Here is a 22688-nt window from a genome sequence, read left to right as displayed (position 1 = left end):
GCCCGAGCCACGAAAGAAGCCGCGCGCGCGGATCAGGCCGAAGCTGAGGTAAAGCGGCTGAAGGACCAGCCGACGCTCTTTTGCTCGTTCTGCGGCGCGAGCCTGCACAAGGTGAAAAAGCTGATTGCTGGCCCGGCGAGTATCTTCATCTGCGACGACTGCACCCGGCTTTGCATGGATATCGTCGTTGAAAGCGGGAGGGCAGCATGATCCTGTTCAACATCCTCAAAACCCGTTGGCAACTCCGCCGCCGCATCCGCCTGTTGACGGGTACGATTCGCGAAACTTCATGCCCGCGCCCGGCCGCCGGTGAACCGTCAGACCAGACAGCCGGCGACTGCTTCGACAAGGGACTTTGCGGCTGCCATGTGCGCGTGGCGCTTGGGAAGGAGACAGATCAATGATGCTCACAAAGCGTAGAGGGTTCCTTGGTCTGTTCGCCGGTGCGGCCGCAGCGGGGCCGGGGGCTATTCGATCCGGTGCTCAAATGGCGCTGTCTTCCGGTAAGGCGGTTCCTATGCCGAGCTTCAATGTGCGTCACCACGAAAGTGTAGGCGGGTTTGACCGGGTCGCCTACGTCAAAAAGCAGATCGCCGACACCAAGCGCTGGTTGACGGGCGAACTGACCGACGAGGAAAAGTTCACCATCGAGCACGAGCGGCTTTTCCATCGCCGCCACCTGGCCGAAGCGAACATTTCGGCTCTGCGCTCGGTCTCTGAATCCCGGAAGACCGGCATGCTGATGGCGAGGCAGCGGCAAATTGATCACGACCGGATGCGCCACGAAAAGGAAATGGACATCGTTCGTTGGCTGAAGGAGTTGGGCGCGTGACCTTCGTTTTCCCGGAATCGCTCTACCCATTGAGGGACTATCTCCAGAAGCGCGGCGTTGCCCCGGATCGTCATCCGTCCGCGAGATCGGCGGCGTTCTTCGCGCAGCAACTCATCGGCAGCAGGATCAAGTTCCCGCCGCAGGGCGCGGACATGATGCCGACGCTGCTCCTGATCCAGGCTGCCATCGAATCCAAGAGCGTCCGCGAATATCGGGCGCCGAAAGAGGACCGCCCGGCGAAGAAGAAAACGAAGAAGGGCGACCAACTGAAAAGCCGCCCCTCGTTCGATCCCGAAGCGGTGAAGACCGGCGTTCACATTTTCTGCGACGGCGCGGCGGTTCCGAACCCCGGCGTCGGCGGTTGGGCGTGGGTGCTGTACATCGACGGCATCGAATTCTCTCATGCCTTCGGCGGCGATCCAGCGGCAACAAACAATCAGATGGAAATGACCGCGCTCTTGAACGCAATCCAGAAGGCCGCGAAACTCGGTATGGTGCCGGCGCCGAAGCGGATCACCATCTGGTGCGACAGCCAGTATTGCGTGAAGGGCGTAAACGAGTGGCGGCACGGCTGGAAGGCGAAAGGCTGGCAGCGTGGCGGGCCTGATGCGAAGCCCGAGAACCGGATCCTCATGAACGCCGACCTGTGGAAGGCCATCGACGAGGCGTTGACGACCTCGGCCGCGGCGACCGGGGCGCAAGAAGACCCTACCGGCGCGAGCGGCGCGCATATCGTTGTACGGTGGGTCAAGGGCCATGCCGGCATCGCCGGAAACGAGCGCGCGGACGAACTGGCGGAGCAGGGCAGGCAGCAGGTTATCGACCGCGCCGATGGCGTCAGGCATTACCAGCGTGAAGCGGATTCGCTCGATGCCGAATATCGCTCGATCATGGCGGGGTGACCTTGTCGAAAGGCGTAAACATCCACAAGGTCGCCCGCGAATGCGGCGTGTCTCTGCTCGACTGGCGGCTTCACAGTCCGACCAGCCGCAGGTCTCGGCAGTGCTTTTGCAAACCGACGATCCGCGAGATTGGCCGGCGTCACGGCGAAGACCACCTGCGCCTCGTGCTTATGCTCGTCACCGGCACGCCCGACAACGCCAAGGAGCTTTACGCCGACGTCCTGAAGGCGGTCTCCCGGCTTATCATCAGCAATCCCGAGCTGATCCGCCGGCCTTCCCTGGTCGACGATTTCAACGCGATCAACATGGGCGCGCTGCGACGTAGCGCCCGTGCCATGAAAAGCGGCGTGGCAACCAGCGATGCAATGCTGGTGGCGCTGACGATGCGGTTCGGCCTCTGGCCCGAGATAGGAGAAGCAGCATGACGGTAGCATTCGCGGAATGGACCTATGAGCAAGTTCGCGCCCATATCATCGAGGCGGCATTGACGCTCAGATCGTCACCAGCGGCTCTAGGGCCGCGTATGCGCCTCGGATCGATGTCGGAGGTGGTTCAGAGCATGATGGACGCCTACGGGGCTGAGAGAGCCAAAGCGAGGCATGTCCCGACTGCAGGCGCGATCAGCCGCATGTACGCCGTCTGGGACTGGATTAACGAGTACCTGGACGAGGACGCCCGCAAGCTCGTTTACGACTATGCCTTCATAAAAACCCGCAAGGGCATCTATCTCGACGCCTATTTGAAGAAAATCGGCATCTCGCGAAGCAGTTTCGAACGTCGAATACAGGCGCATTGTCAACGGATTGCGGACAATCTCAACCAAAAGTGCCGCGTCCGGTTGACAGTGGGCTTTGACGAGCTGACGCAAATGGCCGTAGAAGACACGTCAATAACGGTAGCTTCAAAGAGTTGCGCCACTGATTGGCGAGACGAGGAAGTCACCGGCCAGAAGGAACGTGTTCGCGCTCAGACGCTGGAGCATGTCCAATGGCGAAACGAACGCCGCCGGCAGCTTCTGGAGCGGGCCGCGCGGTAGAGCCGCTAGCGACCCTTCTCGTCAGAGAATTCGAACACCGGAAATTCCGGGAGCGGCGTTCACACCCCCGCGGGGACAAGGCCCTCAGCCATCCCTGCGGGACCAATTCGAAAAGATGGTCCCTCACGCGAGGAGAAGCCATGAAGCTTCAGGTGTTGAAGCCTTTTCGGGAATTCCGGCACGACGCGCTTCCGACAGGTGCCGGTCTGAGATTATCGGAGCGTGCCAGCAGAGTAGGTGAAAGACCCTGAGATGCTGGAGGGGCGCGAAACCGAGCAGTACCCACCCGCTCGCGGTTGAGGAATATCGGCCCAAAAGAATTCGAGGCTATGGCCTCAACGAAATGCGAGGCGGCTCCTTTAGGAGGGAAGCAAGCCTCATATGCGGAGAGGGATGCTTGAGGCAATCCTAGGCTTTGTGCGCACCGATCTCCCCGCCTCGCATCATCCATCCGCCCCGCTGAATAGCGAGGGCAAACGAGGAAAGAGGCAGGACGACTTTAGTCTTGCTCCCTGCTGGGAGGTTAATCAGCCAGCGGGGTCTTATCGGGAAGGCAGGCGAGGCGACTTTAGCCAGTCTGAGAAGGTTGGGGTTTGTGCCTGGCCGTTCCTTCCTGTCAAGTTCGGGAAGCTGGTTCATATTGCCGTCTGCCCCGCCGGTTCGCGGCCTTGCGGTGTAGCCATAAACCAGGAGTGGGACGCCTCTCCGAACGCTGGCAATATTCCCGACCCCAATCATGACGGCGGCGCTGAAGGAAGCGCAGGCACAGGCTGAACGCCACCGGATCACGATCTTACCGCCAGCCGGCACGGGTGAAGCAGCGGGGAGCAGGAATGCTTCTTGGACGCTGTGGACGAAACCGGCAAGGGTCGCCGGCCCGTCATGACACTTGCAGTGCAGGAAGGCACGAGGCGGTGGGCCTGCACCCTATATCGCCCTGCTCTATTCACAACGCGGTGCCAGCCACATCGTCACCCTGAGGACATAGGGCAGGCTGGTTAAATGCGGGGCATGCGCCAAGCCCGTTGTGATTTATCAGTAAAAGGTGACGATTTATCGCCTTAAGCGAAATCACCAAGCGATAACAGAAGCTTGGTTTTGACCTCGTTTTATCACCCCGCCCTATGCCCCCGTGCATGGCGGGATTATCGTTTCAGCGGAGAGAGAAATGGATATCGTCACAGTTGCCACACTGGCGCTGATGCTTCTCGCCGCCCATTGGGTAGCTGATTATCCGCTTCAGGGTGAATTCCTAGCCACCGCCAAATTCAAAGGCCCGCTGCGCGCCTACCACCTCGTTGCTCATGCCGGCATCCACGGCGGCGCGGTGGCCCTGGTGACAGGGAATGTCTGGCTCGGCCTGATCGAATGGGCGCTACATACGGCGATCGATGAAGCCAAGGTGAAGGGCAAGACAAGCTTTGCCACCGACCAGGCGCTGCATCTGATCTGCAAGGCGGCCTACATCGCCTTCCTCGCCGCCTAACCCCTCCCACGTAGGCGGGTAGACAATAGCGAGAGACGCGATGCCGACTTACCGTGTCGAGGCCGGAACAGAGGTTCGTAACCATAGCGGCGAGCTTGTAGCCACCGTCACCGAGACATTCGACATGTTCAACGACCGCATCGGCGCTCGTCACTTCGTCTACGCCGATGGGACCAGACCAGTACCGGGGACAATTATGCCTGCCGAGATTGTTCAGTTCCTGAAGCACAGCTTTTCACGCAGGTGCGGACAATAGTGGGCGACGGAGAGACCAGATGTTCTATCGGCAGACCGGCGGCAAAATCTACACTGGAGATAACGGCGAGCGCATCTATCTCCCGGAGTACGAGTTCTTCATTCCGCCCGCCTTCATTGGGCTCGCGGCTATTGCAGCCTATGCGACAGCGATCTGGTGGAGTTTCTACGGATGACGCTCGATCACTTCGTTCCGTTCGTCGAGCGTGTTCGCTACGGCATGTTGAAGGCCGCGCTGGACGAAGGTGTTTCGGCGAAGCAGTTGGCCAAGCGCATGGGCTTCATGCTTTCTCGCGTCCGCTATCTCGTAATGGATGAGGGCGCCGATCCCAGCCTCTCCGAGATTGCCACCTGGCACTATTCGGTCAACGGCTCGCGGGTCAAGTTCAGTTTTCTGTAGGGGGGGCCAACCTTTCGCCCTGCCTAACCCGGTGACAGGAAAACAAGGCTTTCACTCGTGTCGGTAGACGACAGCGCTGGGTCGCCCGGGGATGCATTTCCCTCATGCAAGACAGCGCGCAAGTGGGCAGACCGGGAACCCCATAATGTTCAAATAGGTGATCACATGTACTCGACGGACTTCACGAAGAACCCGCAGCGTGATGCTGAGGTCGAACTCCTCATTGAGGAAACCTGCTTCACCAAAGAGGTGACGACCGCCAGTGGCCCGGCTCTGCTCATTGCGGGGCAGGTGATCGAATTGAAGGCGGAACGTGCAGGGCTTTTCGTCGAGGTCATTTCTCGCGCACTGCGCCGCGGTAAAACCGATAGCACGGTCGGATATGCAAACCTGTCACCTGCTGCCGCAAAGACTGTCGAAGGCCCGGTGACTTTCCGCACCTTCGGTAGTTTGTCCGTTAGCCCACAGCCAGAGGCAAGCGGGTCCCTGCGCGCCACGATGGCGTCTGTCTCGCCAGACACCTTCATGTCGATGGAACGCAAAGGCTCCTATGACCTGCAGATCACGGTTGGGGGCTTTAAGAGCGAACAGGAAGCGCTTGACGCTTATACCGCGCTGCATCCGTACCTGACTGGCGATAAGGCCTGCTGAGCAGCGTCATGGCAAGCAGGCTTGTATTCACTCAGGAGATTGCCGACGCCATCTGTGACCGTCTGGCAAGCGGCCTGAGCCTTCGTGCCGTCTGCCGTAACAAGGCGATGCCAAGCAAGTCGACAGTGTTCAAGTGGTTGGCGCAAAATGCAGCCTTCGCGGACCAATACGCGCGTGCGCGCGAAGCCCAAGCAGACACCTTTGTCGATGAGATGGTGGCCATCGCGGACACACCGAAAATCGGTCAGAAAACGAAGCGGACGGGCGACGGCAAGGTCGAGGTAACGACCTTCGACATGACGGAACATCGGCGGTTGCAGATCGAGACTCGGAAGTGGGTTGCGGCGCGGATGCGACCGAAGAAATACGGCGACCGCATCGACGTAGATCAGAAGACGACGCACGAGGCCGGCGACAGCATCAAGGCATTGATGGACGCGATTGATGGGCGAACCCGCACTAAGTGAAGCGCTGATCGCGCAATGGTCTGATCGGCGTTGGCGGCTCGAAAACCTCTATTACATCCAGGACAAGCACGGGAATGTCGTGCTGTTCAAGCTCAACGAGGCGCAGCGCAAGCTCCTCGACGAGATGCACTATCTGAACATCATCCTGAAGGCCCGCCAGATGGGCTTCTCGACGTTCATTCTGTTGCTGGCGCTGGATTGCTGCCTGTTCAATTCGAATTTCGCGGCCGGTCTGGTGGCTGACACGAAGACGAATGCGCAGAAGCTGCTCGCCCGCATCAAGTTCGCCTACGAGCGGCTGCCTGCGGAGATCAGGCGCAACGTCGCTCTGAAATCGGACAACACGGTACAGGTCGAATTCGACAATGGCTCCGGTGTCGAGGTTGGTGTTTCGCTGCGATCCGGGACGTTCAACTTCCTGCATGTCTCGGAATACGGGAAGATATGCGCCAAGGCCCCCGACAAGGCCAAGGAAGTCAAGTCAGGCACGCTGAACACGCTCGCACCGCGGCAGCTCTGCTTCATCGAAAGTACGGCAGAGGGCAGGGCCGGCGACTTCTACGACAAAACGCAGACGGCGCGCGCGGTGCTCGATGCCGGCCGGGCGTTGGGCGATCTGGATTACCGGTTCCATTTCTTCGCCTGGTGGCAAGACCCGACATACATGCTCGACGAGGCGGTGCTTATCACTGTCGAGGACGATGCGTATTTCGAGAGTCTGCGAAAAGAGCACGGCATCACGCTGACCTATGGCCAGAAATGGTGGTACGCGGCGAAGAAGGTCGAGCAGGGCGACGACATGTGGAAGGAATTCCCATCGACGCCTGACGAGGCATTCAAGGCCGCGCGCGAGGGTGCATACTTCGGCAAGGAGATGCGAGCGCTCAGGCTTCTGAAGCGGATCGGGAATTTCCCGTTCGTTCCTAAGATAGCGGTGAACACGTTCTGGGATTTTGGCCAGGGCGACAATCAAACGATCTGGCTTCATCAGTCCGTAGCGGGCGAGGATCGTTTCGTCGGTTACTTCGAAGACAGCGGGATGGGGCTTGGCCACTATTTCAACTGGCTTGAGAAATGGGCGGCGCAACGTGGTGCTGTTTGGGGTGTCCACTACGCCCCGCACGACGTTGACCATCGCCGGCATACAGCGACAAGCGGCAAGGCAGAGACCATTAAGACCATGGCGGCCGATCTCGGTTATCGCTTCGTGACGGTCGAACGCAGCCCGAACAAGCAGAATTCTATCCAGGCTGTTCGGAGCAAGTTGCCGGGATGCTGCTTCGATGAAGCGGGAACGGCTCCTGGTATCGTCCATCTCGAAAACTATTCCCGCGACTGGGATGACAAGCTTGGTGTGTGGCGCGGTCATCCTCGCCACGACGAACACAGTCACGGCGCAGACGGCTTCATGACCTTCACAGACGGCTACAAGCCGCAGAAGCCGAAGACCGACGACGCATGGAAATTCAAGACGAGAAAGGTCGCCTGATGGCCAACATCAAGACGGCAGACGACACCTTTTCGACGACGATTGGGTATCTCGTCGAGGACGCCGAAGCCTATCGTGACGACCTGTCGGCGAAGCGCCAGAAGGCGAACGACTATTACGACGGCGAGATGAAAGCCTATGTCCCGGAGATTGACGGCCGTTCGCGCCTCGTCAGCCGGGATGTCCGCAAGACCATCAAGAAGGTGTTGCCGTCCATCGTCCGCGTCATCCTGGGTGGTGATAAGGTCGTCGAGTATCAGCCAGTTGCCAAAGGTGATGAGGCTAGCGCCGAACAGGCGACGGATTACATCAACAATGTCGTGTTCCCGGAGAGCAACGGCTACAATGCGGTGCAGGACGCGATCCACGATGCACTGAAGCTGCGAAACGGCATCATTCGCTGGTGGTACGACGAGAAGATCACCACGACCGTATCGAAGCATACCGGGCTTGATGAAATGTCGCTGGTGCAGTTGGTCGCCGACGACGATGTGACCGTTCTGGAGCAGGAGCAGGGCGTCGAGCAGATCGACACTCCGCAGGGGCCGGCAGAGGTGCCGACCTATACCGTCAAGATCAGGCGTCGCGAAACGCGCGGTATTACACGGCTTGAGGCTGTTGCGCCCGAAAAATTCCTGATCCATCCCGATGCGCTCGATATCGACGAAAGCCCGTTGGTCGGCATTACCGAGAACCTGCGCCGCACCGATCTTGTGGCTATGGGGTATGACCGCGACCGCATTTGGGCGCTGCCGGAAGCGCGCGGCAAGGACGATGCCGAAGAAGAGTCCCGCCGCCGCGGCGCGGGCATCGACGTTACCGAAGTCGAGAAGTCGCTGCAGGAGGTCGAATACTACGAACTCTTTGTCCGCATCGACGAAGATGGCGACGGCATCGCTGAACTGCGTCGTCTGGTTTACGCTGGCGGGATCAAGGACGAATACCTGTTCGAAAACGAGGAATGGGACGAGGTTCCTTTCGCCGACATCACCTGTGAACGCCGACCGCATGACCGCGAGGGGCACTCTGTCACCGATGATGCGATGGACCTGCAAACCGCTCGTGTCGTGTTCCTGCGTGAGACGGCCGACAACGTTTATTGGCAGAACAATCAGCAGCCTATCGTTCGCGAGGGCGCTGTCGTCAATCCAGACTCGATGCTGAACCCTTCCTTCGGCAAGCCGATCCGCATATCGGAGGAAATCCCCGATGTGCGCGCGGCGGTAAGCTGGAGCGAAGTCCCGTTCGTTGCCCAGGCGTCGTTCTCGATGCTCGAATATCTGGACCGCGAACTGGAAGATCGGACAGGCATCACGGACGCGGCCGGTGGTCTCGCCCCCGATGCGTTGCAGAACGTCACGGCCAAGGCTTCATCGCTGATGGAGCAGGCCGGTGTCGGTCAGACGGAATTGATGGTTCGCACCATCGCGCACGGCTTGAAAAAGGTGTTCGGCGGGCTGTTGAAGCTGGTCATCAAGCACCAGGACAAGCCGCGTACGGTTCGGCTCCGCGACGATTGGGTGACGTTCGATCCCCGGTCGTGGAATGCGAGCATGGATGCCCATGTGAACACCGGCCTCGGAGCCGGCACACGCGAGCGCGACATGATGGCGATGCAGGTTGTCGCCGGTTTGCAAGAAAAGCTGCTGGCGGCCTTCGGTGCGGTCAACAACCCATTCGTGACACCGGACAATCTCTATACCGCGCTTGAAAAGACGATCATCTCCGCCGGCCTGCCGTCCGCCCTGCCGTATCTGACCAAGCCGACGCCGGAAGCAATCCAGCAGGCGATCCAGTCGAGCCAGAACAAGACCGATCCTGAGATGGAGAAGATCAAGGCGAAGGCCGCCGCCGATCAGGCGAAAGCCCAATCCGACGCCAGGCTTGAGGAAATGAGGCTGGCAAACGAGATGACGCTCAGACGCGAGGAAATGGAAAAGGACTTCAAGCTGAAGCTGTACCAGATTGACAAGGAAATGGAGATGAAGGCCCGCCAGAACGCTGTGCAGGTGCTTTCGGCCCAGCCGGTGACGCCGGTCCACATCGGAGGTGACCCAGGATGAGCGACGAACTCTTGCGCCGCCGCGCGGCCGAAGCGCGTCAAATGCTGGACATCCCTCTGTTCAACGAAATCTGGGACGAGATCGAGCGGAGCGCGACGAACGCCTGCATCAACGCTGATCCGGCAGATCACGACAAACGAGCCGCCTATGCCGCAGAAGCGCGGGCGATCAAGAAATTTCGCAGCAAGCTCAACTTCATCGTTGAAGAAGCCAAGGCTGTGAAAAACAGGCCCGCCTAGCGCCGGCTGTCCCCTCCGAAAAAGGAAACCCCCAAATGGACGATAGTGCCAACCTGCCGGACGACGGCGGGAGCAAAACCGTTGACGCAATCAGCCTGTCTGATCCGCGCGCACTCGATTTCGTGGAGCTTGGCGAAGAAGACGACGCCAACGCCAACCCTGAGCAAGAGACCGCGGACGAAACGGCCGAATTGCCGGACGATGACGATGATCAGCCGTCCGAACTCCCCCATGACGCCGAAGATGGCGATGAAGGCGAGAGCAGCGAAGACGACGGTGACGAGCCGGTCGACGACGCCAAGTTCGATGACACCCTCATTACCCTGAAAGGCGGCGAGCAGGTTCCCGTGAAGGAGCTGAAGCTCGGTTACATGCGGGAGAAAGACTACCGCAGCAAAACCCAGGAAGTCGCCAATTCGCGGCGCGATCTGGAAACGAAGTCAAATCGGGTCGCCGATACGGCGGCCGCACTCTCCCAATTCCTTGTAAGCCAGATGCCGCCCGAGCCCGACAGGTCTCTCGCCGTATCCGATCCGAATAAGTTCGCCGCGCAGAAGGCTGTTTATGATGCTGCTCTTGAGCAGGTTCAGCAATTGCTTTCGCTTGCCGGCGAGCCGCAGAAGGTTGCACAGGAGATTTCCGACGAGCAGCGCCACCAGACGCTGGTCGGAGAGAAGCAAGCCCTCCTCGATGCCTTCCCGGACCTGCTGAAAACCAGAGAACAGCAAGAGCAGTTCTTTGACGATGCGTTCGACACAGCCCGAAGCCTCGGTTTCACCGAAGCGGAAATGCAGGGTCTTACCGACCACCGCTATTATAAGCTGGCGCATTACGCTCGCCTCGGCCTGCAGGCTGAAGCGGCGAAGGCAAAGGCCATGAAGAAGGTGGCGAATGCGCCTGTCGCGGTCGCGAAGGCCAAGGCGCAGAACAATTCGCAGCAGGCAATTCGCAAGAACAAGGATGCGATGAAACGACTGGCTCGTTCCGGCTCTATCCACGACGCGATGTTGATCGACTTCGATTAACAACCCCGTTTTTCAAGGAGCAGCCCCATGGCTGTCATTACCAATACCGTCCGCACCAACAATGCGACGACGAACCGCGAAACCCTGGCCGATGTGGTCTCCCGCATCGACCCGGAAGATACCCCGATCTACACCATGCTGAGCAAGGGCTCTGCTGAAGGCATCCATCCCGAGTGGATCACCGACAGCCTTGAAGCACCCGGCGACAACGCCCGCGAAGAAGGTGAAGAATACACCTTTGACAAGGCCGACCCGCCCGTTCGTCCCGGCAACTACACGCAGATTTTCCGTAAGGACTGGATCATTTCCGGTTCTCAGGAAGCTGCGTCCGAAGCCGGTAACGTGCTCAAGCGCAAGTACCAGAAGGCCAAGAAGGGCGTCGGCATCCGCAAGGACGTCGAGTTCTCGATCCTGTCGAACACGCCCTCACAGGGCGGCGTCGTGCGTCGTTCCGGCGGCCTGCCGACCTGGATCACCAGCAACGTCTCTCGCGGCTCCGGTGGCGCCAATGGCGGCTTTGTCGGCGGCGTAACCACTCCGGCTACCAACGGCACCCAGCGCGCGTTCACCAAGACGCTCATGGATGGCGTGATGCAGCAGGGCTTCAACAACGGCGCCAAGTTCAAGAAGGTCGTCGGCTCTTCCTACATCAAGTCGGTGTTCGTCTCGATCATGTCCGACGCCAACGTCGCCCCGTTCCGTTACTCGGTCGACAGCGGCCAGGGCAACACGATGGTTGCGACGGCCGACTATTACGAGGGCCCGTTCGGCAAGGTCATGGTCGAGCCAAACGTCGTCCAGTCCGCAAGCCCGGCGCTCGCCCGAAACGTCTTCTTCATCGATCCGGAATTCGCCTCCTGGCTGTGGTTCCGCAAAATCCAGGAAGACAAGGACGTCGCCAAGACCGGTGACGCCGACAAGGGCGTGATCATCGGCGAAGGTTGCCTGAAGGTCGCGAACGAAAAGGGCCTCGGCATTGTCGCCGACGTCTTCGGCATGACGGCATCGAGCTAAGGAGGCCCCGACAATGCCCGCATATCTTCCCTTTAATGTCATCGGCGCCACCCAGGCGCTCAACGCTTCGACGCATGGCGCGCCTGCTATCGTCACCGTCAACCGTGCGGCAGGGTCTACGCTGACCCTGCCGGCGGCTTACGGCTCCGGCACGGAATTCGACATCGTCGTCGGCACGACCATCACCTCGAACAACCTCATTGTTCAGGTGGCGAACGCGTCCGACGTCATGACCGGTCAGTGTGTCATGCTGCAGGACGCAGGCGACACGACGGCCGGCTTCGAAACGGCGGCCGATACCGACGCCATCACCATGAACGGCTCGACCAAGGGCGGCCTGAAGGGTGACCGTATCCGGCTGAAGGACATCGCGGCGAACCTCTGGCAGGTGCAAATCCTCTGTGCCGGCACGGGCACCGAAGTGACGCCGTTCAGTGCGGCTGTCTAAAGGAGAACGATCATGTCTGATCTCGAAAACCAGGCCCGCGAGCTTGGTATCAAAATCGATGCCCGCTGGGGTGATGAGCGCCTTCAGCAGGAGATCGATAAGCGCCTGCAGTCCCAGTCGGCCGTTTCGGAAGAAATCCCGATGGCCGCCGATGCGGCTCCTCCAAAGGTGGTCGACGTCACCCCTGGCCCGTCTCCCGTCTCCATCCCGGAGACGGTCAAGACGACCGGCGGCAAGACAATCGACGTCAAGCTGAAAGCCGATTACTGGCCGACCGAGAACGAGCGCAAGTATGCCGGCGATACCGTCGCGGTCCCGTTGAAGAAAGCTCGTGAGCTTGTCGCCCAAGGCAAGGCGGAGCCGGCGCTCTCCAACTTCGGAGATGACGAGTAATGATCATTCGGGACGGCCAATGGGAACTGTACGACTGGAACCGTCACACTGGCCGGACCGTCTGGCACTATTTCGACGGGCAGGAACATCATTTCAGGATCGACCAGCCCGTCGATGACATCGTTCGCATGAACGAATTTACCCGCAATGCCACGGCGGGGAATGCCATGGGTGATTGGGTCAAAATTGCCTCCATCCCGATCAGCCACGCCTACCAGCAGAACATCATGCAGGCGCACAACGAGGGCGACGACAAGTATGTCGCCCGGTGGCTGAATAATTCAGACAATAGGGCCTGGCGGTCCTTCGAAGGGCGGGTGTGATGATCGAGCGTGACCGCGATACGGCGCTGGAGCGCCTGAAGCTCAACGAAGCCGTCACGCTCTCCGGCGCAAGAACGGACGCGGTTTTCATGGACATCTACGAACTGTGGATGATTGAGCTGTCGTTCATGCGCGAAAATGCCGAAGGCGATGCCCAAGCCATGAGTGAAATGGTCAGGAAGGCGCACTGATGTCCACCATCTCCGATTACGGCTCGCTGCTGATTGACGCCTGCGAATATGCCGGCCGCAACGACGTGGCGCATCTGTTCGCGCGCTTCGTCGGTCTGTGCGAGGCTAAGCTGAACCGCAAGCTACGCATCGCTGATATGGAGAAGGTCTCGGATATCGTCCTGACCGACGGCAACGCCGATCTGCCGGCCGATTTCCTCGAAGTCCGACAGATGACCGCGCCGAATGGCCTTCCTCTCTCGGCGTGGTCGCTGACGGAACTGCAGGAGCGCTACCGCGGCTTCAGCGGTTATCCCGCCGGCTATGCGGTTGTCGGGAACCAGCTTCAGGCCCGCCCGGCGAATGGCGCGACGCTGAGCCTGATCTATTATGCGAAAATCCCTCCGCTCACCCCCGCTGCGCCGACGAACTGGCTGCTGGAGAAGGCGCCCGACGTCTACCTGTACGGCATCGTCGAGGAAATCGCGATCTATGGTGCCGATGTCGACAAAGCCACAGCCGCTCGCGCGCTGAAAGATGACGCCATCAAGGGTCTGAAGCTGACCGACGAGCGGTCGCGCTGGGCCAATGGACAGTTCGTCATCGGAGCATTCACGCCATGACGCTGAAGACGATCATCAACAATGTCTGCGACATCATCAACCTCGACCGGTTCGACCAGGTGTTCGGCAATGACGAGGCTCAATCGCTCGTCCGCATGGCCAAGGCTGGTGGCGACGAGATTTCCCGCCGCGTCGATTGGAGCAAGATGCTCAAGACGACGGCGTTCGGGGCCTCTCCCGGCCCGATCCCTGCTGACTTCCACCGCTTGATCCCCGGCGGCGCCATCACCACGGCCGCAGGCGAGCCATTTCGCCCGGTCACGAACGGATCGCAATGGGCGGTCCTGGCGCGCGTGAACACGTCGCAGCCCTATTACTTCGAGACCGGCGCGTCCTTCTCGTTCCTGCCCGCCGCTGCCGGCATTGGAGCGCAAATGCTCTATGTCTCTCGGAACTGGATCAAGAACGGTACGACGGAAAAGAGCGATTTCGGCTCTGACGACGACGAAATCCTGTTCCCGGAACGCCTGCTGGAAAAGGACGTGATCTGGCGCTGGAAACGGCAGCAGGGCCTCGTCTTCGACGACAATCTGGCCGAATTCGAAGCCGATCTGGTGCAGGAAATCAAAGCCGACAGGGGTGCGCAATGATCCCGATCCGTCCCGGTCGCGCGCAGAAGCCTAGCGGCGGGAGTGGTGGCGGCAATCGGCCGACATCTGCCCCGCTCGTCTATCCCGCGCCCAAGCTCGGGCTGGTGACGACTGCCGGTCTCGCTGACGAGATTTCCGGCGCTGCCAGCGTGCTCGACAACTGGCTGCCGACGATCCGGGGCGCGCGCATTCGTGGCGGCTCGGTCAGGTCTGGCCTTGTCGAGGATGCCACCGCGCTGGTGAGTTCGATGCGCTATCGCTATGGCGGCATGGAAAAGCTGTTCATGGCGACCGGATCGGCGATCTATGACGTCTCGAACCCGCCGCCGTTGCCGGACACCATCGCCGCAGATGTGGATACGCTCGACGGTGGCGACTGGTCGTCCTTCCAGCACACGACGGATGCGGGCGGATACCTGATCGCCGTCAACGGTCATGATGCGCGCCAGGTCTATAACGGCACGGCCTGGGCGACGACGCCGTCAATCACCTTCGATGTCGGTGACCTGACGACCAGCGCCAGCTTCTCGCATGGCTGGCTCTTCAAGAAGCGCGAATTCTTCATCAAGGCCGGCACGCTCGATGCATACTACCTTGAGGATGTGGACGCGATTGGTGGCGCGGCCAAGGTCTTTCCGCTCGGCAGCATCTTCTCGAAGGGCGGATCGCTGCTGACAGGCTTCACATGGTCTTTCGAGGCTGGCGACGGCCCGAATGCCTATTGCGTGTTCGTCACGACGGAAGGCGAGGCCGCGATCTACAGCGGCGATGACCCCGGCAATAATTTCGCGCTGGTCGGCGTCTATCCTCTCGGAAAGCCGCTCGGCAAGAATGCCTTCCTCCCGCTGATCGGCGATGTTCTGGTTTGCACCGTGTCTGGTCTGCGCTCGATGTCCACCGTATTGCAGCGGGGAGCCGACCAGCCGCCGCTTTCGGAGCCTATCGAAGAGGAATGGTCGCAGGCCGCAATTTCCACCGGTGGCGATTGGCGCATGACGCTGTGGGAAGAGCAGAACCTTGTCCTGATCTCCTTCCCGAACAACGTCGTCGTGCCAGACACCACGTTCGTCCTGCACAGCCAGACGAAACGCTGGTCGTTCATCCGAAATTGGCCGGCCAACTGCTTTGGCGTGAAAGAGGGCCGACTCTTCTTCGGCGGGAACGAGGGCTATGTCTGGTCGGCCGATACCAGCGGGAGTGACGACGGTCAGCCTTTCCAGGCGACGTACCTGTCGCAGTTCATCGCCGCCGGCAACATCGGGCAGCGCAAATCGGCCTCGCTCGCCCAGATGTATTTCCGGGGCAAGGAAAAGCCGAATGTGAAGCTGTTCGCGCGCGCCGACGGCGATACGAGCATCCCGACGCAGAGCGCCGTCACCATCGGCAATGAGAATTCCTCAGTCTGGGATGTCGGTCTGTGGGATGTCGCCGTCTGGGATGAGGTGTCGGCGCTCCAGCGGTTCAATTTCCGGCAGAACGTCCGGGCCAATGGCGAAACGCTCGCTGTTGGTTGCGCGGTGACGTCTTCCGGGCAGTTTCAACTCACCCTGCAGATCGATCTCGCGACGATGCAGGTCCATGGCGGCGAGGCAGTGGCATGATTTCGCTGTTGTGGACGAGCGGAAGCATAAACCCCGCAGAACACGAGGCCATCGTCAGCTACATCTCTCGCAAGATCGGTGCCGGTGATCGAGGCTTCGGGGAATGCCGGTGTATGGCGGCTTTCGACGATGCCGTCTTTCTCGGCGCCGTCGTGTTCCACAACTACGAGCCGATGGCCGATGTGATCGAGATTTCGGCAGCAGCAGAGAGCAAGCGCTGGCTTGGCCGGCAGGCTCTTGAGGCGATTTTCTCCTACGCCTTCCGCGACTGCGGTTGCCAGATGGTGGTTGCGCGCATTTCGGAAGAGAACAAAAGCCTGCATCGCATCTTCCACGCCTACGGCTTCACCAGCTTCGTCATCCCCCGGCTTCGCGGCCGGAACGAGGACGAGCGAATTTTCACGCTGACCGACGACGCGTGGAAGCAGAGCAAATTTTATCGGAGCGACCTGAATGGGCAAGCCAAAGACACCCGAGCCGCCTAGCCCGAAAGAGCAGGCCGCCGCCCAGACCTCGACCAACATTTCTACGGCGCTCGCCAACAATGCGTTGAGCCAGACGAACCAGGTTGGCCCGTACGGTTCTCAGACATGGTCGGAAACCGGCAGCAAGTTCATTGCCGACGACAACGGTCAGACCTGGTATCGCGCGCCAGACGGGTCGATTGTCAAGGATCGGCCGATGCTGCCCGGCTCCCCGACGGGCCAGACGCAGAAGGTGCCGATCTATTCCACCGTCGGGGGCCCGAACGGCCGTCAGGTCATCACCGGCTATAAGGATGAGGCGGTAGGCGGCGACCCGCAGTACGATCCCGCCTATACCGAGATGAAGGGCTATTATATCCCGACATCAACGCTGACGACGACGCTCGATCCCGCGCAGCAGGCCATCCTCGACCAGAACAACCGCGCCGGCCTCAATCTTTCGACGCTGGCGGCCGACCAGTCGAGCAAGCTGAATAACCTTCTCAGCAGCCCGTTCTCTCTCGATGGCGCTCCTGCGGCCGGAACGGCTGGCAATTACACCAACCTGCGCGACTTCATGTCAGCGCCTGAATTGGCAACGTCGTTCGGCGACGCCGGGAACATCTCGACCAGCTTCGGCGATGCTGGCGACATCACGCGCACCTACGGCGCCAACGACTATTCGGCGGATCGTCAGAAGGTCGAAGACGCGTTGATGGCGCGCATGCAGCCGTCCCTCGACCAGAACAAGGCGAACCTTCGTCAGCAGCTCGTCAATCGCGGCCTTCAGCCTGGGTCCGTCGCCTATAATCGTGCCTTCGACGAGGCCAGCCGGGCGGAGAACGACGCGCGTCTCGGGGCGATCCTGTCGGCCGGCCAGGAACAGTCCCGCCTTGTGGGCATGGACCGCGACCGGGCGACGTTCGAGAACTCCGCGCAGCAGCAGGACTTTTCGCAGCAGCTTGCGCGCGGTCAGTTCGGAAACGCGGCACAGCAGCAGATTTACGACCAGCTTCTCGGCCGGGCGAATTTTGGGAATACGGCGACGCAGCAGAACGCGGACAACGCCTATCGGACGACTGCCGGCAACAATGCCGTGATCCAGGGTAACAACGCGATCCAGACGCAGAAATTCAATGAGCAGAACGCCCTTCGCGCTCAGTTCCTGAACGAGCAGTATGCGCTTCGCAATCAGCCGATCAACGAAATCACCAGCCTGCTTTCTGGCGCTCAGGTGCAGAACCCGAACTTCTCGCCGACGCAAAGCGCCCAGATGCCGACGGTCGACATGGCCGGCCTGATGCAGCAGGACTACCAGAACCGCGTCGCAGCCGCGCAGGCGAAGTCGGCCGGAACCGGGGCCATCCTCGGCGGCCTCGCCAGCCTGTTCAGCCTCTCGGACAAGACGGCGAAGCGGGATATCAAGAAGGTCGGCAAGCTCAAGGGTCACAACCTTTACGAATATCGGTATCGCGGCGAATTCGACGACGGCCGTAAGCATATTGGGGTCATGGCGCAGGAAGCGGAGAAAAAGCGGCCAGACGCCGTTCGCAAGGGCGCCGATGGCCTCCGCCGCGTCAACTATGGCGCACTGTTCGATGTCGAAGTGCCGGTAGGAGCATGAGCATGGCAGGTTTCCTGATCCCCGCAAACGGCACTTCCGGCAAGCCGACCGACCGTAACCAGCTTGCACAGCAGTTCGCCATGTCGATGCTCGGGCATCCGGCCCAGAACGCCGCCGAAGGCTGGGGCCAGCTTGCGGCGGGCGTCGGTCTCGGCCTGTCGAAATTCCGTGACCAGAACAAGGCCTTCCCGGCAGCGCCGGGCGGCGGTCAGCCGTCGTTCATGACCGGCCTCGCCAACTTCTTCACCGGTCGCCATAACGGGGGTCTTTTCTGATGGTCGGATTTATCTTCGGCGGCAACACCGGCGAGACGGCGGAAAGCGTGGCGCGCAAGCGGGCGCTGCTCGAAAGCCTTCAGGCGCAGATCATGGGCGCAACGCCGAAAACCGCGCAAGAGGGCTGGGGCGCGGTGCTGAAGGGCATCGGCGCTGGCGTCGGGAAATGGCGGCTGGACAAGCAGGAAAAGGCCGGTGCGGATCAAATGCGCGCGACGTTCGAGGACGTCGCCAAGGGCTTTTTCAACCCGGCCGGCTCCTCGATGCCGGCTCCTGCCATTGCGGAGGAACTGGCCGCATCATCCCCGGCGCCCGAAGCTGGCAACGGTGACTATTTTAGCGCCATCCGGGCGGCAGAAAGCGGAGGAAATGATGCCGCGCGCAACCCGACATCCTCGGCGGCCGGACGCTACCAGTTCATCGACAGCACATGGAACGGATTGATGCGGAAATACCCGGAACTCGGGTTGACTGCAGATGGGCGAATGGACCCACAGCAGCAGGAAAAGGCGATCCGGGCTTTCACGCGTGACAACGCGCAGGCCCTGGCAGGCGCCGGCATCGACGCGACGCCCGGCAACCTCTATGCTGCCCACTTCCTCGGCGCCGGCGGTGCGCGTAGCGTCCTTTCTGGCGATGACAGCCAGCCTGTGAGCGCCTATGTCGATCCGGGCGTGATCAAAGCCAATCCGTTTCTTCGTGGCATGACCGTGGCCGACTTCCGCAACTGGTCCAGCCGTAAAGGCGGGGGTGGGACGACGCCGGTTGATTTCGGCGGTGGGGAAGTCGCAAGCGCTGGCCCGATGATGGCCTATCGCGACCCGATGGTCTCGCAGTCGCCGGCCGCCGCCGCAATCGCAGCGCAGGCACCGCAGCAGATGGCCAGCGCCCCGCCGCTTCCGCCTCCCACCAATGTCTCGACGCCGCCTTCTCCGCCGGTCGATGAGACGCAGGCGGCTGCCGATGCGATCCGTGCGCGCGGTGGAAATCCGAACGTCGGCATCTTCCCGGTTATCGCCGGGCAGCAGGGCGAAACCATCGCACCTGCCGGGAACCCGAACAGCCCATTCTTGCCGAAGGACATGCGCCAACCGCAGCAGGCCGCACCGGCCCCGACACAGCTTGCGCAGGCCAGCGGCATCGATCCGCGTCTTTACCAGATCATCGCCAGCCCGTTTACGCCGGCCGATGTGAAGGCAGCGGCACAGGGCTTGCTTCAGCAGCAGTTGCAGGCGGTACAGTCTCAGCGCGAGGAGCAGGTTTACCGTGCCCGTAAGGCTTGGGAGCGGCAGGAGCAGCAGAACGACCCGAAGTATCAGGCCGAATTGCGGAAGCTTGAGCGCGAGGCAGGAAAAGAGCAGTCCCTGATCAATGCGGGTGAGGGGCGTCTCTATGACCCGAACACGAAGACATGGATTTCTCCTCCGGGCGCAACGCCGGGCGGCAAGTTCCGGTTCTCAGGAAATTCCGTCGAGGCGCAAGCCTTGAACGGGCTGATGGATGCTGGCCAGTTGACGGAGGATCAAGCGCAGCAGTTAGCCGCCGGGAAGCAGATCACCAACCCGGCAGACGGGTCCATCATCTTCATGACGCCGCAGGGCATTTTCGGTCAGCCGGCCAATGGGGGCCCGGCACAGCCGATCACCTCGCCTCAGGGCGGTGGAATTGATATCTTCGCCGGATCGGAGCCCCCGCGTTCCGCGCCGTCCTCCGCATCGCCGCCAAGCGCCGCGCAACCGTCTTCGTTCCCGAGCCCGGCTCTGCCGCAGCCCTCCGGCAGCACGCCGCCTGGCGCAATTCAGTTGACTCCCGGCACGGCCCAGAAGCCGACCGAAGCAACCCGGAACCGTGCGGCAAACGTCGATCAAGCATTCACCACGATATCTGGCGAACTCGACCGATATGCACAGTTGGTCAAGGATAACGGCATCGAAGTGTGGCCTGGGCAGTCACGAGACAATTTGAACTCTGTTCGTCAGGGGATCATGTTGCAGTTGAAGGAACTCTTCAATCTCGGCGTCCTCAACGGCCCCGACCTCGGTTTGATGGAGCGGATGATCTACGACCCGGTCATCGACGTGACGAAGGAAGGCGGCATCACCAACCTCCCGAGCCAGCTTTGGGACGCCACGACCGGCGGCGCTGAAGGTCGCGCGAACAACAGCGTCAACGAACTGAAGCGCATGCTTGGCAACATCAAACAGTCTGTCGATGGCAGCTTGGCCGGTCAGCGTTCTGGCGGTCAACCGGCGCCCGGCGAGTGGAATGACGTTGGCGGCGGTGTTAAGATCAGAAGGAAGCCATAATGCCGATCTTCGAAATTCAGGGACCGGACGGCGCAACATACGAAATCGATGCGCCTGACGAAGCTTCGGCGCTCAAAGGCTTCCAGGGCTTCGCGTCTCCGCCGGCCCCACGCTCCGGCAAGCATCTGTCTTTCGAGGAAGGGCAGGCGCTACTCGATGCCGACGAGCGTGCGAACAGCGCGAGCGGCGCGCTCGGGGCAGGGCTGACCGGCCTTGTCGACGGCGTGCCGATTGCTGGCCCGATGATCCTTGGTGCCACACAACGCGCTGCTGCCGGCCTGACATCTGCTATTGATGGAGGAAGTTACGAAGACCGGCTGAAGCAGGCGCAGGATATCACGAGCCGGGCGCAGGATGCGCACCCTTACATTACGACCGGAGCGAACATCACCGGTGCCGTCGGCGGGATGCTGCCGGCCGCTATGGCCGCACCGGCCGCGTTCGGCGGTGGCCCGGGCAGTCTCTTGCTCCGTTCGCTGTATTCCACCATCACAGGCGGCGGTATTGGCGCGGCCGATAGTGCTGTTCGATCTGAAGGCGATCCGAAAGCCATTCAAAATGGGGCAATGTGGGGAGCCGGAACTGGGTTTATTGGTCCGGCGGTCGGAAAGGCCGTCGGCGCGGGCGCAAACAAACTGCTCGAAATGTTCCGCGGCGGTCAGGCGGCGAAAGCTGCCGGCACCACTCGCTACGCCGTGAACAAGCTCCGTGAGGCATTCGACGCCGACAATCTCGATGTCCCGACAGCGCAAGGCCGCCTGTCCGATCTCGGGCCGGAAGGCATGGTGGCCGATATCGGCGACAATATTCGCGGTCGCACGGCGGCGCTTGCAAACATGTCAGGCGAGGGCAATGCAGTGGTGCGCGATGCGCTAGAGGCTCGGCGAGCCGGCGCGAATTCCCGTATCCGTACTTCCGTGGACGAAAATCTTGGCCGCAATATCGTCCCTTCTGATGTGATCGACGACATCGCGGCCAATCAGCAGGCATTGTCGCCGGCATACGAAGAAGCGTTCCGGGGCGTCCGGCCCTACGATATCTCGCCAGTGGCTGACGACCTCGACCGCTCCATTTCTCGCCTTCGCGGGCCAGCCCAGCGAAAACTACAGCAAGTGCGAGGGATGCTGAATGTTGACGGCGCCGACGCACTGTCGAGCAATCCTCGCGTCCACTTCGAAACTCGGCAGGCCATTGACGGCATGCTAGCGACAGAGGCTGACCCGAAGGTCATCCGCGCCCTGTCGGAAGCTCGCCAGATGATCGACGACAGCCTGGCCGATGCCGTTCCGGGCCTCAAAGAGATCGATGGCCGGTATGCCGAACTCGCTCGCCAGCGCGATGCAATCGGTCGCGGTCAGCAGGTGCTCGACAGCGGCCGGACGGCGCCCCGTCCATCGGAACTTGCCGCCGAAGTAGAAGCCGGTGCGCAGCCGCAGCCTTTCCATGTCGGGCCATCTGCAGTTCCGCTTCGCCTGTCGCAGGGCGCCCGGGCAGAGGTCGACAGGATCCTTGGAACCAACGCCAATGACGTCCAGCGCCTGAACCGGCTGATCAAGACCGAAGGCGACTGGAACCGGGACCGCTTGGCGACGCTGTTCGGCCAGGAGAAAGCCGACCGGCTGTTCAAGGTGCTGGAAAACGAACTGGCTTTTGCAAGGACGCGTGAATTTGTGACGGGAAACAGCGCGACCGCCGGCCGGCAGCAGCACATAGAGGCGCTTGGTGGAAGTCCTGATCCGGCGATTATTCGACAGGCCTATGCGGCTGGCGGCGTGCCCGGCGCTGTTCGCGGCGCGGGTCTGAAGACGGCGGATAAGCTGTTCAGGACCATCATGGACGGCCGCACGCAGGAAAAGAACAAGGCCCTTGCAGACCTTCTCGTCAGCAACCGCCCGGAAGTGCTTCAATTGATGTCGCCGAATGGCCTGTCACCGAACCGCCAACGCCTTATCGAGCAGATGACACAGTCAATCTTGCTCGGGGCCGGAACCGCGCGGGCGCGATGAGGGGTC

The 22688-nt window shown here is 61.0% G+C and carries 27 protein-coding genes and 1 pseudogene; all 28 read left to right on the top strand.

What is annotated here, in order from left to right; translation table 11 throughout:
- Nucleotides 1–57: 57 nt before the first annotated feature.
- Nucleotides 58–207, top strand: a pseudogene (locus tag P7F60_RS12145) (ClpX C4-type zinc finger protein); the annotation flags it as partial.
- Nucleotides 207–404 (top strand): hypothetical protein, encoded by a 198-nt coding sequence (locus tag P7F60_RS12140; protein WP_277917983.1) that lies wholly within the window; start codon nt 207–209, stop codon nt 402–404. The pseudogene P7F60_RS12145 and the gene P7F60_RS12140, both read left to right, overlap by 1 nt.
- On the top strand, nt 401–832 hold the full coding sequence (locus P7F60_RS12135) for a hypothetical protein (protein WP_277917982.1): 432 nt from the start codon (nt 401–403) through the stop codon (nt 830–832). Before P7F60_RS12140 ends, P7F60_RS12135 begins: the two co-directional genes overlap by 4 nt.
- Complete coding sequence (locus tag P7F60_RS12130; protein ID WP_277917981.1) at nt 829–1734, top strand: ribonuclease H; 906 nt, start codon at nt 829–831, stop codon at nt 1732–1734. The genes P7F60_RS12135 and P7F60_RS12130 overlap by 4 nt, the downstream gene beginning before the upstream one ends.
- On the top strand, nt 1731–2159 hold the full coding sequence (locus P7F60_RS12125; protein WP_277917980.1) for a hypothetical protein: 429 nt from the start codon (nt 1731–1733) through the stop codon (nt 2157–2159). Before P7F60_RS12130 ends, P7F60_RS12125 begins: the two co-directional genes overlap by 4 nt.
- Nucleotides 2156–2770 carry a DUF6362 family protein gene (locus P7F60_RS12120; RefSeq protein ID WP_277917979.1) on the top strand — a complete coding sequence of 205 codons (615 nt, stop codon included), beginning with the start codon at nt 2156–2158 and terminating at the stop codon, nt 2768–2770. The genes P7F60_RS12125 and P7F60_RS12120 overlap by 4 nt, the downstream gene beginning before the upstream one ends.
- Nucleotides 2771–3938: 1168 nt before the next feature.
- Complete coding sequence (locus P7F60_RS12115; RefSeq protein WP_277917978.1) at nt 3939–4256, top strand: DUF3307 domain-containing protein; 318 nt, start codon at nt 3939–3941, stop codon at nt 4254–4256.
- A 275-nt stretch (nt 4257–4531) separates the two neighbouring features.
- Nucleotides 4532–4687, top strand: a complete 156-nt coding sequence (locus P7F60_RS12110) for a hypothetical protein (protein WP_277917977.1) — start codon at nt 4532–4534, stop codon at nt 4685–4687.
- Nucleotides 4684–4911, top strand: a complete 228-nt coding sequence (locus tag P7F60_RS12105) for a hypothetical protein (protein WP_277917976.1) — start codon at nt 4684–4686, stop codon at nt 4909–4911. Before P7F60_RS12110 ends, P7F60_RS12105 begins: the two co-directional genes overlap by 4 nt.
- Nucleotides 4912–5076: 165 nt before the next feature.
- Complete coding sequence (locus tag P7F60_RS12100) at nt 5077–5562, top strand: hypothetical protein (RefSeq protein WP_277917975.1); 486 nt, start codon at nt 5077–5079, stop codon at nt 5560–5562.
- Between the two features lie 8 nt (nt 5563–5570).
- Nucleotides 5571–6029, top strand: coding sequence for a terminase small subunit protein (locus tag P7F60_RS12095; protein ID WP_277917974.1), 459 nt, complete (start codon nt 5571–5573; stop codon nt 6027–6029).
- Entirely contained in the window at nt 6007–7518 is a 1512-nt protein-coding gene (locus tag P7F60_RS12090) for a terminase (RefSeq protein ID WP_277917973.1), read from the top strand. Before P7F60_RS12095 ends, P7F60_RS12090 begins: the two co-directional genes overlap by 23 nt.
- Nucleotides 7518–9581: a phage portal protein gene (locus P7F60_RS12085; RefSeq protein ID WP_277918179.1), complete on the top strand. Its 2064-nt coding sequence runs from the start codon at nt 7518–7520 to the stop codon at nt 9579–9581. Before P7F60_RS12090 ends, P7F60_RS12085 begins: the two co-directional genes overlap by 1 nt.
- Entirely contained in the window at nt 9578–9820 is a 243-nt protein-coding gene (locus P7F60_RS12080; RefSeq protein ID WP_277917972.1) for a hypothetical protein, read from the top strand. Before P7F60_RS12085 ends, P7F60_RS12080 begins: the two co-directional genes overlap by 4 nt.
- Nucleotides 9821–9855: 35 nt before the next feature.
- Nucleotides 9856–10845, top strand: coding sequence for a hypothetical protein (locus tag P7F60_RS12075; protein WP_277917971.1), 990 nt, complete (start codon nt 9856–9858; stop codon nt 10843–10845).
- A gap of 27 nt (nt 10846–10872) precedes the next feature.
- Complete coding sequence (locus P7F60_RS12070) at nt 10873–11859, top strand: DUF5309 domain-containing protein (protein ID WP_277917970.1); 987 nt, start codon at nt 10873–10875, stop codon at nt 11857–11859.
- A 13-nt stretch (nt 11860–11872) separates the two neighbouring features.
- Nucleotides 11873–12307: a hypothetical protein gene (locus tag P7F60_RS12065; protein ID WP_277917969.1), complete on the top strand. Its 435-nt coding sequence runs from the start codon at nt 11873–11875 to the stop codon at nt 12305–12307.
- A 12-nt stretch (nt 12308–12319) separates the two neighbouring features.
- Nucleotides 12320–12700 carry a hypothetical protein gene (locus P7F60_RS12060; protein ID WP_277917968.1) on the top strand — a complete coding sequence of 127 codons (381 nt, stop codon included), beginning with the start codon at nt 12320–12322 and terminating at the stop codon, nt 12698–12700.
- Nucleotides 12700–13023 (top strand): hypothetical protein, encoded by a 324-nt coding sequence (locus tag P7F60_RS12055; protein ID WP_277917967.1) that lies wholly within the window; start codon nt 12700–12702, stop codon nt 13021–13023. Before P7F60_RS12060 ends, P7F60_RS12055 begins: the two co-directional genes overlap by 1 nt.
- Complete coding sequence (locus P7F60_RS12050) at nt 13023–13214, top strand: hypothetical protein (protein WP_277917966.1); 192 nt, start codon at nt 13023–13025, stop codon at nt 13212–13214. The genes P7F60_RS12055 and P7F60_RS12050 overlap by 1 nt, the downstream gene beginning before the upstream one ends.
- Nucleotides 13214–13816 (top strand): hypothetical protein, encoded by a 603-nt coding sequence (locus P7F60_RS12045; RefSeq protein WP_277917965.1) that lies wholly within the window; start codon nt 13214–13216, stop codon nt 13814–13816. The genes P7F60_RS12050 and P7F60_RS12045 overlap by 1 nt, the downstream gene beginning before the upstream one ends.
- Nucleotides 13813–14406: a hypothetical protein gene (locus P7F60_RS12040; RefSeq protein WP_277917964.1), complete on the top strand. Its 594-nt coding sequence runs from the start codon at nt 13813–13815 to the stop codon at nt 14404–14406. Before P7F60_RS12045 ends, P7F60_RS12040 begins: the two co-directional genes overlap by 4 nt.
- The gene (locus P7F60_RS12035) at nt 14403–16007 is read left to right on the top strand and encodes a hypothetical protein (RefSeq protein WP_277917963.1); all 1605 of its coding nucleotides are present in this window, start codon (nt 14403–14405) and stop codon (nt 16005–16007) included. Before P7F60_RS12040 ends, P7F60_RS12035 begins: the two co-directional genes overlap by 4 nt.
- On the top strand, nt 16004–16492 hold the full coding sequence (locus tag P7F60_RS12030) for a GNAT family protein (protein WP_277917962.1): 489 nt from the start codon (nt 16004–16006) through the stop codon (nt 16490–16492). Before P7F60_RS12035 ends, P7F60_RS12030 begins: the two co-directional genes overlap by 4 nt.
- A complete protein-coding gene (locus P7F60_RS12025) occupies nt 16461–18095 on the top strand; it encodes a tail fiber domain-containing protein (protein ID WP_277917961.1) in 1635 nt (544 codons plus the stop codon). Before P7F60_RS12030 ends, P7F60_RS12025 begins: the two co-directional genes overlap by 32 nt.
- Before the next feature lie 2 nt (nt 18096–18097).
- Entirely contained in the window at nt 18098–18370 is a 273-nt protein-coding gene (locus P7F60_RS12020) for a hypothetical protein (RefSeq protein ID WP_277917960.1), read from the top strand.
- Entirely contained in the window at nt 18370–20676 is a 2307-nt protein-coding gene (locus P7F60_RS12015; protein WP_277917959.1) for a hypothetical protein, read from the top strand. The genes P7F60_RS12020 and P7F60_RS12015 overlap by 1 nt, the downstream gene beginning before the upstream one ends.
- The gene (locus P7F60_RS12010; RefSeq protein ID WP_277917958.1) at nt 20676–22682 is read left to right on the top strand and encodes a hypothetical protein; all 2007 of its coding nucleotides are present in this window, start codon (nt 20676–20678) and stop codon (nt 22680–22682) included. Before P7F60_RS12015 ends, P7F60_RS12010 begins: the two co-directional genes overlap by 1 nt.
- The last annotated feature ends 6 nt before the right edge of the window (nt 22683–22688 follow it).

This window comes from Rhizobium sp. YJ-22, from assembly GCF_029601685.1.
Lineage (GTDB): Bacteria > Pseudomonadota > Alphaproteobacteria > Rhizobiales > Rhizobiaceae > Metarhizobium.
The sequence above is the reverse complement of the archived record's forward strand: the minus strand, read 5'-3'. Positions and strand labels throughout refer to the sequence as shown.